14 protein-coding genes are annotated in these 12,243 nt (G+C 67.9%); 9 read left to right on the top strand and 5 right to left on the bottom strand.

All coding sequences use genetic code 11. The features are described from left to right. Positions 1-2 precede the first annotated feature (2 nt). The 8 genes from efeB to A5681_RS19430 all read left to right on the top strand — a co-directional run bounded on the left by efeB (position 3) and on the right by A5681_RS19430 (position 6,367). Complete coding sequence (gene efeB / locus A5681_RS19465; protein WP_067278743.1) at positions 3-1,289, top strand: iron uptake transporter deferrochelatase/peroxidase subunit; 1,287 nt, start codon at positions 3-5, stop codon at positions 1,287-1,289. Positions 1,290-1,450: 161 nt separating this feature from the next. Next, entirely contained in the window at positions 1,451-1,975 is a 525-nt protein-coding gene (locus tag A5681_RS19460; protein ID WP_067278739.1) for an OsmC family protein, read from the top strand. Between the two features lie 21 nt (positions 1,976-1,996). Next, a complete protein-coding gene (gene cynS, locus A5681_RS19455; protein WP_067278735.1) occupies positions 1,997-2,470 on the top strand; it encodes a cyanase in 474 nt (157 codons plus the stop codon). Beyond that, positions 2,467-3,534 carry an acyl-CoA dehydrogenase family protein gene (locus A5681_RS19450; RefSeq protein ID WP_067278731.1) on the top strand — a complete coding sequence of 356 codons (1,068 nt, stop codon included), beginning with the start codon at positions 2,467-2,469 and terminating at the stop codon, positions 3,532-3,534. The genes cynS and A5681_RS19450 overlap by 4 nt, the downstream gene beginning before the upstream one ends. 10 nt (positions 3,535-3,544) lie before the next feature. Further along, the gene (locus tag A5681_RS19445) at positions 3,545-4,165 is read left to right on the top strand and encodes an RNA polymerase sigma factor (RefSeq protein WP_067278727.1); all 621 of its coding nucleotides are present in this window, start codon (positions 3,545-3,547) and stop codon (positions 4,163-4,165) included. Then, positions 4,162-4,431 (top strand): hypothetical protein, encoded by a 270-nt coding sequence (locus tag A5681_RS19440; RefSeq protein WP_067278724.1) that lies wholly within the window; start codon positions 4,162-4,164, stop codon positions 4,429-4,431. The genes A5681_RS19445 and A5681_RS19440 overlap by 4 nt, the downstream gene beginning before the upstream one ends. Continuing rightward, positions 4,428-5,339: a formate/nitrite transporter family protein gene (locus A5681_RS19435; RefSeq protein ID WP_067278721.1), complete on the top strand. Its 912-nt coding sequence runs from the start codon at positions 4,428-4,430 to the stop codon at positions 5,337-5,339. The genes A5681_RS19440 and A5681_RS19435 overlap by 4 nt, the downstream gene beginning before the upstream one ends. 137 nt (positions 5,340-5,476) lie before the next feature. Next, on the top strand, positions 5,477-6,367 hold the full coding sequence (locus A5681_RS19430) for a universal stress protein (protein ID WP_067278717.1): 891 nt from the start codon (positions 5,477-5,479) through the stop codon (positions 6,365-6,367). On the opposite strand, the gene A5681_RS19425 is transcribed toward A5681_RS19430, so the two are convergent. The 3 genes from A5681_RS19425 to A5681_RS19415 are packed head-to-tail and all read right to left on the bottom strand — an operon-like array spanning position 6,259 to position 9,970. Beyond that, complete coding sequence (locus A5681_RS19425; RefSeq protein WP_231996364.1) at positions 6,259-7,896, bottom strand: bifunctional 3-(3-hydroxy-phenyl)propionate/3-hydroxycinnamic acid hydroxylase; 1,638 nt, start codon at positions 7,894-7,896, stop codon at positions 6,259-6,261. The two genes, A5681_RS19430 and A5681_RS19425, sit on opposite strands and share 109 nt — an antisense overlap. After that, a complete protein-coding gene (locus A5681_RS19420) occupies positions 7,893-8,843 on the bottom strand; it encodes a fumarylacetoacetate hydrolase family protein (protein WP_067278711.1) in 951 nt (316 codons plus the stop codon). Before A5681_RS19420 ends, A5681_RS19425 begins: the two co-directional genes overlap by 4 nt. Next, on the bottom strand, positions 8,840-9,970 hold the full coding sequence (locus tag A5681_RS19415; protein ID WP_082968444.1) for a VOC family protein: 1,131 nt from the start codon (positions 9,968-9,970) through the stop codon (positions 8,840-8,842). Before A5681_RS19415 ends, A5681_RS19420 begins: the two co-directional genes overlap by 4 nt. 103 nt (positions 9,971-10,073) lie before the next feature. Between A5681_RS19415 and A5681_RS19410 the strand changes: the two genes are divergently transcribed. Then, on the top strand, positions 10,074-10,712 hold the full coding sequence (locus A5681_RS19410) for a TetR/AcrR family transcriptional regulator (RefSeq protein WP_067278705.1): 639 nt from the start codon (positions 10,074-10,076) through the stop codon (positions 10,710-10,712). On the opposite strand, the gene A5681_RS19405 is transcribed toward A5681_RS19410, so the two are convergent. Together A5681_RS19405 and A5681_RS19400 are read right to left on the bottom strand one after the other, a co-directional pair. Continuing rightward, a complete protein-coding gene (locus A5681_RS19405; protein ID WP_067278701.1) occupies positions 10,709-11,566 on the bottom strand; it encodes a pyridoxamine 5'-phosphate oxidase family protein in 858 nt (285 codons plus the stop codon). The two genes, A5681_RS19410 and A5681_RS19405, sit on opposite strands and share 4 nt — an antisense overlap. A gap of 192 nt (positions 11,567-11,758) precedes the next feature. Next, the gene (locus tag A5681_RS19400) at positions 11,759-12,232 is read right to left on the bottom strand and encodes a type II toxin-antitoxin system Phd/YefM family antitoxin (protein WP_067278698.1); all 474 of its coding nucleotides are present in this window, start codon (positions 12,230-12,232) and stop codon (positions 11,759-11,761) included. Between the last annotated feature and the right edge of the window lie 11 nt (positions 12,233-12,243).

Raw genomic sequence — 12,243 nt, 5'->3', positions numbered from 1 at the left:
CCGTGAGCGAGGGAACGGCCAAAACCGATGAAACCGCGCCGGTTTCGCGCCGCCGCGTGCTCGGTGGCGCCGCGTTGGCCGGGCTCACCGGTGCGGCTGGCGCGGGGCTGGCCGGTTACGCGCTGGCCGCCGGACGCGATGGCGGCGGCGCGGTCGGTGGCGGTGATGACGACGTCGACTTGCGCCGTAGCTACCCCTTCTACGGCCAGCCGCATCAGGGCGGAATCGCCACGCCGCCACAGCGGTACGCCATGTTCATGTCCTTTTCGCTGGCCGCCGGCGTGTGGCGCACGGATTTGCAAACGCTGCTGGCGCGCTGGTCGGCGGCGGCCGCGATCCTGCAGCAAGGAAAACCCGTCGGCACCGTGCAGCCACGGGTGGACGTGCAGCCACCCGTCGATACCGGGGAGGCATTCGGACTGAGTCCCGCCGGGCTGACCGTCACCATCGGCTTAGGACCGTCGATCTTCGGCGACCGGTTCGGGCTCGCCCGGCGGCGGCCCGCCGTATTCACCGACCTGCCGCCGCTCAACGGAGACAACCTTGACCCCCGCCTGCGCGGCGGCGATCTGTCCGTGCAGGCGTGCGCCGACGACCCGCAGGTCTGCTACCACGCCGTGCGAAACCTGGCCCGCCTGGGCCGCGACATCGTCTCACCGTCCTGGGCGGTGCTGGGATTCGGACGGGCCTCAGCCGGCCCGGGCCAGCACACCCCGCGAAACCTGCTGGGATTCAAGGACGGAACCCGTAATGTCACCACGGACGCCGAGTACGACCGATTCGTCTGGGTCCGCGACAGCGACCAGCCGTGGATGACCGGCGGAACGTATCAGGTGGTGCGTAAGATCCGGATGCTCCTCGAGACTTGGGACGTCGACCGCATCGGCAATCAGCAGCGGATCTTTGGCCGCACCAAAGAAGAGGGCGCACCCCTGAGCGGAGGGGGCGAATTCGACGCCCCCGACTTCGCCGCGAAGGGCGCCGACGGCGGCCCGCTGATCGATCCGATGTCTCATGTCGCCCTCGTCGCCCGCGAGAACAACGACGGCATCATGATTCGGCGCCGGTCCTACAACTACACCGACGGCCTCGACGCCAACGGTCAACTCAACGCCGGGCTGCTGTTCGTTTCGTATCAAAAAGATCCGCAAGATTTTATTCGCCTGCAGAACCGGTTGGGCGCCCACGATCTTCTCAACGAATACGTCCGCCACATCGGCTCAGCAATCTTCGCGGTGCCGCCCGCGCCCGCCGAAGGCCATTACATCGGGCAAAGCCTTTTCGACTAAGCAAATCCCGCCGAGCGCCGGCGGCCGTTCGTGGGGCCGCGTTTCGGCCGTGTGAGGAATCGTGTCGGTCAGGTAAATCAAGACCATCCACCGTCACAGATCGGCCGTCGCCGAGCACTAACTCCGTGAAGCCGCAAGATCAGCAAGAACGGAGGGATCGCATGACCGACGCGTTAGTCATCGACGCCGAAGGCCTCGACAAACTGTCGTGTAACGCCAGGGCCAACCCGGAGACCGGCAAGAAGACTTTGAAAGCCAAGACGGTCTGCGAGACCGGGTTCCGCAACATGACCTACGTCCGCGACCTGGCGCCGATGCTGGTGGGTGAGCCGCCCGCCCTGCTCGGTGACGATTCCGCGCCCAACCCTTCGGAGACCGCCCTGGCTGCGCTGGGTTCGTGCGTCTCGGTGGGGTTGCTGGCGAATGCGACGCATCGCGGGGTGACCCTGACCAAGATCGAGGTCGAGATGGAAGGTGACATCGACATCTCCGCGGTGTGGGGTGTGGGGGACACCCCGGACGGAAAACGCCTCGGCTTCAGCGCGGTCCGCTGCAGGGTGACGCTGGCGGGAGACGCCGACGAGGCGACGCTCAAGGAGATCCACGACAACGCCATCGCCTGGTCACCCGTGGTGAACACGTTCCGCAACCCGGTCACCGTCGACTCGACGCTGTCCGCCGAATAGGCCGGGGACGGGAAGGCTGCTGTGGCAACTGCATTGACGAAGACTGACCTCGCCGAAGTCGTCAGGCGGGCCCGCGCCAAGCGTGGGTTGAGCTGGGCGAAAATCGCCGAGTCTATCGGCAAGGATCCGGTATGGACCGTCGCGGCGCTCCTCGGTCAGCACCCGCTGACGGCCGGCGACGCGTCAACGGTCGGATCGCTCCTCGGCCTCGACGACGAGGCGGTCGAGGTCTTGCAGCTGATGCCGTATCGGGGTGCGCAGGCCACCACGGTGACAGACCCGACGATCTACCGATTCCATGAGGCGCTGGCCGTCTACGGCCCCGCGATCAAGGAACTCATCCATGAGGAATTCGGTGACGGCATCATGAGCGCGATCAATTTTCAGCTGAGCGTGCGGCGGCGCCCGCACCCCGAAGGCGACAGAGTGGTCGTCACGTTCGACGGCAAGTTCCTCGACTACGCGTGGAAGCACTCGCCCCAGGAGGTCTCATGACTGCGACGATGAACCCGGCCGCCGGCCAGTTGAATGTCGGACTGCTAGAGGATATCCGGGCCCATGCGGGGGCGCTGGACCGCGGCGAGCATCAGTCCCGCCGTTGCTTCACCGCGCTGGGCGCGGCCGGTTTGCTCGGGGTGGGCGCACCCGCCAACACCGACGGCAGGCTTCCCGAGATGGCCGATGTCATCCGGCTGATCTCCGCGGAATGCATGAGCACCGGGTTCTCGTTATGGGCCCACCGGATGGCGGTGGAATACTTACTCACCGCGGCAACGTCTTTCAGCACCGGCGCCGCCGAGCCGCTCCTCGCCGGCGCCACGCTGGGGGTGACCGGGATGGCGTCGGCGTTCAAGGAAGCGGCCGGTTGCGGCAACATCGAGCTGACGGCCACGGCGGTCGACGGCGGCTACCGGGTGTCCGGTCCGATCAGGTGGGCGAGCAACCTGTACCCCGACTCGACCATGGTGACCGCGGTGCGCACCGATGCGGGTGAGCGACTTATCGTGGCCCTGCCGCTGAACACGCCAGGCGTGGTGCTGGGCGACCACTTCGAGCTGCTGGCAATGGGTAGCACCGCGTCGTCATACCTCAACCTGACCGACGCTTACGTCCCCTCGGCCCAGGTGTTGTCGAGCGATTTCGGCGGTTTCCTAGAGGCGGTCCGGCCAACGTTCCTCGTCCTGCAGTCGGCCATGTGCCTGGGTCTCACCAGGACCGCGGTGGAGCAGGCCAAAGCCGGCCTCAGCGGCGTCAACTCGGTGTTCAGCGCCCAAGTCGACCACGTCGCCGAAAAGCTCGCCACCGCGGAGGCCAGGCTGGCGGATCTGGCCGCGGCGGTGGGCGGGGATGAGTCGCCCGCCAAGAGGGAACTGTTGTCCCTGCGTCTCGCCGCGGCCGAACTGTCGAGCGCCAGTGCGGATCTCGAGATCCGCACCGCCGGAGGCAAGGGGTATGCGAGCAGGACGTCGGCCAGTCGCCGCTACCGGGAGGCCGCGTTCATCCCCGTCCAGTCGCCGTCCGAAGGGCAGCTGCGCTGGGAGCTGGCCGCATGCGGCTGAGTGCGAGTCGATGGTGACCCCGGTGGCGGTGCCGCCGGGGGGCACCGAAGCCGAACGGGTGGTCGGCGGCATTCCGCTGGCCAGTCTGGTGCGTGACTTTCACCGGCCGATGGTCAATTTCGCTCGCACCATGGTGGATTCGCCGACGGTCGCGGAAGAGGCCGTGCAAGAGGCGTGGGTGCAGGTCCTGCAGTCCGCGGATTCCTTCGAGGGCCGCTCGTCGGTCGGGACGTGGCTGTTCGGGATCGTCAAGAACACCGCCTCGCGGCATCGGCGCCGGGAATCCCGCATCCGCGACCACGAGGTGCTGTCCGCGGACGATGTCGACCCCTTGGCGGACCGCATGCACCCGGCCGGCCATCCCGACGCCGGACACTGGAGCCTTCCACCGTCCGGGCGCTTCCTGCCGGAGGACCGCACCGTGGAGAACGAGCTCGTCGGTTACGTCCGTACGGCGCTGGACGCGCTGCCGGAGCGGCAACGCCAACTGGTCATCCTGCGGGACATCGTCGGTACTTCGGCCGAAGAGGCGGCCGAACTTCTCGAATTGACCGCCGAGGGGCAGCGCGCGCTGCTTTACCGCGCCCGGGGAAATCTTCGCAACGAATTGGAAAAGCGGTATCGCCGATGACCGTCCACGACAGCACAGTTCCCGCCATCGACTGCGTCGACTTCGTCCGATTGGTCGATGAACTTGTCGATTCCGATCCCCAACAGTGGGGCCCCGTCGTCGCCAAGCACCTCGACGAGTGCCCCCCATGCCTGGTTTACCTCCAACAGATGCTCGATCTGAAGATTCTGCTCAGCCATGTCTTCGAGGGGGAGCGGCTCAGCGAGGAGCACATCTCCGGGGTCATCAACGCGATCAGTGCGCTACGGAAAGGCGAACACCGATGACGATCAACGCACCCGCGCCGCAACTGGATGGCGAAGCGTCACCACCGAAGTTGTTCGACGGCTTCCCCTCTGGCACCACGCCGAAGGTCCCTGACGACCCGTTCGAGCCACTCAGCGTGGGCGCCATGGTTGACCGGGTGGCCGCCATGGCGGTCGAAAAGGCGACGCACCCGTGGGCGTTCCTGATGCGTTCCCTGGTCGGCGGCGTGATGGTTGCGTTCGGAGCGCTGCTGGCACTGATGGTGAGCACCGGGGTGAAGACACCGGGTGTCGCGAGTTTGTTGATGGGCCTGGCGTTCGGCATGTCGTTCGTCCTGATCCTGGTGTCCGGCATGTCCTTGATCACCGCCGACATGGCGGCGGGATTTCTCGCCGTCCTCAATCGCCGCATGAGCATCGGTAGCTATGGCTTCCTGGTTGTCGTCGGACTCATCGGCAACGTGCTGGGCGCGCTGCTGTTCGTCACCGTCTGCGGCGCCGCGGGCGGCCCGTATCTGGGCGCCTTCGCCGAGCGGGCGGCGACCGTAGGTAGCCAGAAGGCCGGCCAGCCGTTCTGGACCGCACTCCTCCTCGCGGTCGTCTGCACCTGGTTCCTGCAGACCTCGATGTGCATGTTCTTCAAGGCGCGCAGCGATGTCGCCAGAATGACATTCGCGTTCTACGGCCCGTTCGCGTTTGTCATCGGCGGCACCCAGCACGTGATCGCCAACGTTGGCTTCCTGGGTCTTCCCTTGCTGCTCAACCTGTTTCACCCGAGCGCGCCCCGCGGCGCGATCGGTTGGGGATTCGGCAACCACGGCTTGCTCACCAACCTCGGCGTCACCACCGTGGGCAATCTGATCGGCGGCACATTGTTTGTGGCGTTGCCGTTTTGGGTCATCGCGCAGTTGCAGCGCCGCCGCGTCTAGCCGGCGAGTGAAGACAGCGTTACCGGCGCCTTAACGCGCGCGGGTAATAGCCCTCCGTCCCGTTGGTTAGGGACTTAAGCCTCACGACCGATGGCGCCGCCTGTTTATAGCGTCGTTCGTGATGGAGGGAGAACGAAATGTCAGCACCTGATCAGCAGCGCGGCATCGTCGTCGCGGTGGACGGCTCGCCGGCATCGAATGCCGCGGCAAGTTGGGCCGCCCACGAGGCGGCCATGCGAAAAGTTCCACTGACCGTCGTCCATGCGGTGACGACGCCGACCGCCACCTGGCCGCCGGTGCCCTACCCCGACTCCCTGGCGGTGCGGCTGGAAGACGAGGGCAAGAAGGCGATCATGCACGCGATCAAGCTCGCCGAGGAGGCGCTCCCGGCGGGGCGTGAGGTGAGCATCAACAGGAAGCTCCTGTATTCCAGCCCCGCGCCGGCCCTGATCAAGATGTCGGACGACGCGGAGATGGTTGTGGTGGGCACGGCCGGGCGGGGATTGCTGGCCCGCGGCGTGCTGGGCTCGGTCAGCGCGACGGTGGTGCGGCACGCGAACTGTCCCGTCGCCGTCATCCATGGCGACGATCTGCCCGACAAGCACGACGCTCCCGTCCTGGTGGGCATCGACGGCTCGCGCGCCTCCGAGCTGGCGACCGCTGTCGCGTTCGACGAGGCTTCCCGCCGCGGCGTCGACCTGATGGCTTTGCACGCCTGGAGCGACATCGCTATCAGCGAACTCCCCGAAGCGGATTGGTCGTCCTTGGAACAGGAGGCGCAGCGCAGCCTCGCCGAGAACCTGGCGGGTTGGCAGGAGCGCTACCCCGATGTGACGGTGCAGCGGCTGGTCGAACGTGACGGGCCGGCCCGGCAGCTCACCGAGAAGTCGCAATTCGCCCAGCTTCTCGTCGTGGGCAGTCACGGCCGAGGCGGCCTCTCGGGCATCCTCTTGGGATCGGTCAGCAACGCGGTGCTGCACTCGGTGCGGATCCCCGTCATCGTCGCCCGGCCGTCCGCCTCCGCCTGACTTCGACCCGCCGACAGGACGGCAGCAGTCCACGCGCAAAGGGCGGCGACGTCGCGTCCCGCGCGCGCCACCGTCCGGTCGGGGCGCACCAGCGCGGCGGTGACGCGCCCGCCTCGCAGCCACGCCCCTAGTGCCCCGCCGGGTTCGGCGACCAGCACGGCGACGCCGCGCCGCCGCAGTGCGGCCTCGTCGGCCGCACTGGGGCGAGTGGCGGCGATCAACGCGAAACCGGCGCCCAGGACGTCGTCCACCCGGCGGCCTTGGCCCAGCGGCGCATTCGGGCAGAGCGTGCCGCCGAGCCCGCGCGAAAGCAGGGATGTGCAAACCAACGCCGAACGGCGCAGCGCCGGCGTCCTGGAGTCGACCACCTTGTCGCGCAGGCCGGGGATGAGCCGCAGTCTCGGCAGCACCGCCCGGCGCGCCACATTGCCCAGCCGGCCGCCGCCGGTCATCGCCCAACCGACGCCCAGCGCGAGCCGGATCATGGATCGCGTATGCGGTTTGCGTTCCCGCTCATAGCTTTCCAGAACGTCCGGCGCCAGGGTGCCGTGGTGTACCGCGGCGATCTTCCACGCGAGATTGTCCGCGTCGCGCAGCCCCGCCCCCATGCCCTGGCCGATGAACGGGGGAGTGAGGTGCGCCGCGTCGCCGAGGATGAAGACGTTCCCACGGCGCCAGCGGTCGGCGACCTGCGCGCGGAACGTGTACTCGGCGACGCGCACCAGTGTCAGCTCGCCGACGGGCACGGTGCTGGTCCACGGGCTGATCAACGGACGCAATTTGTCCAGGGTGTCGAAGTCGTTCGCCGTCTCACCGGCGAGCAACTGGAACTCCCACCGGTAGCGGGCCGGCCCGATTCGCATGTAGGTCCCGGCGCGTACCGGGTCGCACACCTGGTGGACGCCGTCCCACTGGCCAAGATTCGCGTCGCTGGCGATGTCGACGACCAGCCAGCGTTGCTGAAAGTGCAAGTCCCGCATGGTCGAACCGATCCGCGCACGCACCAGGCTGTTGGCGCCGTCGCAGCCCAGCAGGTAGTCGGCGTCGACCTGGTCAATCCCACCGTCGGAGCGGTCGGTGAACGTGACGCGGATGCGCGTTCCGTCGGCCACGACATCGGTGACTTCGGCGTTCCCCCGTAGTTGGGCGTGGGGATGGCGCACGAGGTTGGCCCGCAGCAGAGTTTCCAGCTCCGGCTGGTCGAACATGTTGGCCTGCGGGAACCCGTGCGCACTGTGCTCGGGGTCGCGGTTGAACTCCGCCAGGGTGCGTAATCGGCTGTCCACCAACCGCAAACCCAGCGTCGGACGCGAGATGGCGGCGAACTCGTCGGCCAGCCCGAGGCGGGCGATGATGCGATAGATCTCGTCATCCAGGTGCACGGCTCGAGGCTGCGGGTAGACGTCGGTCCAGCGGTCGAGCACCAGGCAATCCACGCCGTACTGCGCCAGCCGCGTGGCCGCGGTGACGCCGGTCGGTCCGGCGCCGACGATGACGACGGGCACCCGGCGCGTAGCTGGGGTCGTCACGTGAATCGCACGGTGTTGCGCTGCATTCCGAGGTCGATGGCCCCGTCGTCGGTGGCCACCGAGGCTTCCACGACGTCGCCGTCGTGCAGGTAGTTGCGGTTGGCGGCCTGCCGCGAGAAGAACATCTTCCATTTGAGGGCCGGCGGCAACAGGTTTCCGACGAATTGCACCGGCTTCGGCGGGGCGCTCAGCGCGGTGCCGGCCGGGGTGCCGGTGAGCACCAGGTCACCGGGGGCGAGTTCTTGGAACTGGGTGAGCGACTGCAGCGCCTGCAGAGGCCGGTAGAGCATGTCGCCCTCGACGAGGGCGTTCTGGCGTTCCTGGCCATTGACGCTCAGCCGCAGTCGCAGGTCGCCGAAGCGCTTGAGCTCGTCGGCGGTGAGTAGCACCAGTTCGGGGCCGACCGGTGTGAACGTCGGGTACGACTTGGCCTCGTAGAACTGGGTTTGCGGGAGTTGGATGTCGCGCGCGGAGACGTCGTTGGTGACGACCAGCCCGGCGACGAAATCACCCAGGTTGGCGTCGGTGATGGTGGTGCCGATCGGCACGGCACGGCCAATCACCAGGCCGATCTCGACCTCGTAGTCGAGCAGCCTCACGTGGGCGGGCTTGACGATTTCGTCGAAAGGCCCGGTGATGGAGGCGGACGCCTTGCGGAAGAAGGTGAGGGGGATGGACGCCGGATCCATGCCCGCGTCTTTGACGTGCGACTCGTAGTTGGTCATCTGAGCTATCACTCGGCACGGCCGGGTCACCGGTGAGACCAAGGCGAGCGTGTCGAGGGGGACGGCTTCGGTCTTGGCGGCCGCGCCTTCGATGGCGGGGCGGTCGGCCAGCAGCGCGGCGGTGCTGGTCGCGGTGGTGTCGATCTTGGCGGCCCCGTCGGCGGTTTTGAGCCACCAGGCGTGGCCGGTTTCGGAAACGGTGTGCAGGACGGAAAGGGTCATGAGGTGGGAACTTTCAGTAGGCCAACCAGGCGGTTGAAATCGAATTCGTTGTGCGCGCGGAGGGCGCTGATCATCGAAACCACCTCGCGGCGAGCCGATTTGGGGTGGGTTCCGAGGAAATCTCTGCTTGCCGGCGGCCCCCACTGGGCCAACCCGGATGCCGTGAAGGGCGCCCAGCCCGGGTCCAGCGTGTTGTCGAACAGGTCGCCATCGGTGAAGTGTTCGAACAAGTCGCCGTCGGGGTCGCGCCAGTAGTCGAAGATCTGACTGCCCTGGATGTGCCTGCCGATTCCCCATGACCGGGTATAGCCGTGCGCGCCGAGGTATTCGCCGCCGGCGGCCAGGGCGTCGAGGTCGCTGACCTGATACGCCGAGTGGACGTACCGGTTGGCCGGTCCCAACGCCATCGCCAGGGTGTGATGGTCGGCCGGTATCGACCCGCGGTCGCAGCGGATGAAACTCATGGCCGGACCGCGGTGGCGCTGGCCGGGGAAGTACAGAAAGTCACTGACGATCAGGCCCAGGTTGTCGAGGTACCAGTTCAGGGTCTCGAGGTACTTGGTCGACTGCACCACCAGGTGGCCCAGGCGCTCCACCCGGGCGGGCACGCGCGGGGGGCGCTGGCCGGCGTTGGTGCGCCGCACCTCGGGGCCGAAGTTGAAGACGTGGACCTGTTGGCCGGGCAGGTCCGGGAGCTCGTGCGTGCCGGCGACGACCCGGACCAACATGCCGCTCGGGTCGGTCAAGTCGACCGACACCCCGCCGATGGCCTCCGGCAGCCGTCGCATCGGTGCGCCGCAGTTACCCGCCAGCCGGAGGACGTCCGCTTCGTCGCAGGCCCGAAACGCCGCGCCGGTGAACCGGCTGCGCCGGCCGCGACGCAAAATCACGCAGGGCGAACCCGCCCGGGTGCCGCGCAAGTGCACTTCGTCGGGGCCGTGCTGGGCGGTGTGGAAGCCGAATGCCTGCGCAAACGCCTCGGCGCGCGTGAGGTCGGGCCGCTCGAACTCCAGCCACGCGATGTCGGCGACCTTGATGACGGGGTTGCGGGACCGGCCGGGGTGCTCCCCGCGCAGCGCGCCCTGCTCGCTGTGCACGTCCGGACGTGCGTTTTCGGTCAAATCCATCGCCATCTCCCCAAACTAACTGACGAAATCGTCACATACGAGAGAACGTTCAGTCAAGAGGCTGACGAAATCTTCATGACTGATGCATACTGCGAGGGTGAGCATGACGGTGGAGCCGGCCAACCGGCTGGAGCGGCGCAAGCGGCGCACCCGTGCGGCTTTGGTGAAGGCCGCGCAGGGACTGATCGCCGAGGGCAAGGTGAACGTGCCGGTCTTGGAGATCACCCAGGCGGCCGACGTCGGCATGGGGTCCTTCTACAACCACTTCGACAGCAAGGAGCAGCTGTTCGAAGCCGCGGTCGCCGACGTGCTCGACACCTATGGGGCGATGCTTGACCAGCTCACCGAGTCCCTCGATGACCCGGCCGAGATCTTCGCCACCAGCTTTCGGCTGACCGGCCGGCTGTTCCGTCGCCGCCCCCAGGAGAGCCGGATCCTGTTGGCCAACGGGCTGGAGTTGTTGTCGTCGGAACGCGGATTAGCGCCGCGCGCCCTGCGTGACATTCAAGCCGGCGTCGCGGCCGGCCGATTCGACGTGGAGGATCCCGAGTTGGCCCTCGCCATGGCCGGCGGCGCGCTGCTGGGGCTCGGAAACCTGTTGCGAGGCAACCCCGATCGAGACGACGCGCGCGCCGCCGACATCGTCACCGAGAACGTGTTGCGGCTATTCGGTCTTGCCGCCGACGAGGCGCACGCGATCTGCCAACGCCCGCTTCCCGACGTCGCACTCCTCGACGATTAGCGGTTCCGCAACGTGATCACGGAGCCGACCGAGAACGCGACGTTCCTGCCCACACCGCCGTCATCGCCGGGGGCGCCGGGCGTCGTCCACCGCACGTGCGCGGTCCCGGTGACGTGCAAGCTGGCGCCCGTACCGAAATCCAGGAACAACAAGGCGGCCTCGTCGTCGACGGCCAGATTGCCATAGCTGTTGAACATGTTGTTGCCCGGGAAGTCCGGCCACCACAGCCGGTCGGGGGAGTCGACTCTGACGAATCCCGGTGGCCCGCCCCGGTGTGACGCGTCGCTACCCCGGGTCGGATGGCTCGTGCCCAGAAAGAACGTGTCGGACCGCGCGATCATCGCGTGAGCGGACGGGTCCAGCGTCGCGCGCCTCGCGCACAGTGAAGCGGGCGCGGCGAGGGTGGCGGTGTCGATGGCATGGCGGTGAATGTACTTGGGGCAGTTGCCGTATGCCTGGTCGACGCGCACGGTCAAGCCCGCGTGGTCCGAGCCGACGAGCTCGCCGTTCACCCGTAGCCGGCGGCGGGTGAGGAAGTCGATGGCGATCAGGCCGATTTCTTGGCCGGCCGGGAGCCGGTGCAGCGGGTCACCGTCGCGGGGCGAGGCCGACACGTGCAAGACGTCATCCTGGCCGCGCAGGAACCCCGGCGGAGCGGTCAGCGGCGAGACCCACAGGACGCCCTCATGGTCGCGTCCGGTCAGGGCGGCGAATCGCTGCGACGCGAGAAAGGTCGCTGCGCCGCCGGACAGGCCCGACGGGTCGAGCATGCCCGCGAGCCGCCTGGCCTCGGCCTCGACACCCGCGCGGCGCTGTGTTGCGGTCTCGCCTTCGTGGAAGCCCGTCAGGGTCATGCGTGGGATAACAACGTGACCAGCGGAAAGCTTCCGGAAATCCGTGGGCGCTTGCCCGAGCTGCTCTAGCCGCGGGGCGTCTTCCGCCGAGTGCGCGCCCAGCCGCACAGCGGGCGCGGAGTGTGCGACTGGCAGCACACTCGACCCGCCACGGCAGCGCGTCGCGCGGGAATCCGCGGCAGGGGTGGTTGCCTAGGCGACCGACACGATCCGGGCTACCAGCTTGCCGCCGCGGATGACCTCGATCGTCTGCCCCGCCGCGACCTCATCGAAGTAGCGCCCCGCGCGCTTACGTAGCTCGTCGAGCTCGATCCCGCCTTGGGTGGCCGCCGGAGCGGGGCTGCTCGTCGCGTCACCGGCGGAGACGATCTGCGCCAACAACCTGCCACCCCGCACGACGCTCAGCGTTTCCCCGGCCGCCACCCGGTCGAAGCACCGGCCGGCGCGGGTGCGCAGTTCGTCGAGACTCACCCAGCCACCCCTGTCCGGCGCAGCGAGCTTCACCGAACGCGCCGGGATCGGGGCCACCCGCCAGTCACCGACGGGCAGGATCCGCGCCACCAGCTTGCCCCGACGGACGACGCCGATCGTCTCGCCGCCGGCGACCCGCTCGAGATACGTGCAGGCGTCACTTCGAAGTTGGCCAAGGCCAATGGATTCCGGCATGTCGCTCCCAT

The organism is Mycobacterium scrofulaceum (assembly GCF_001667885.1).
In the GTDB taxonomy this organism is placed as follows: Bacteria; Actinomycetota; Actinomycetes; order Mycobacteriales; family Mycobacteriaceae; genus Mycobacterium; species Mycobacterium scrofulaceum_C.
Note: the sequence above shows the minus strand (reverse complement) of the source record. Positions and strands in the feature narration are given on the sequence as shown.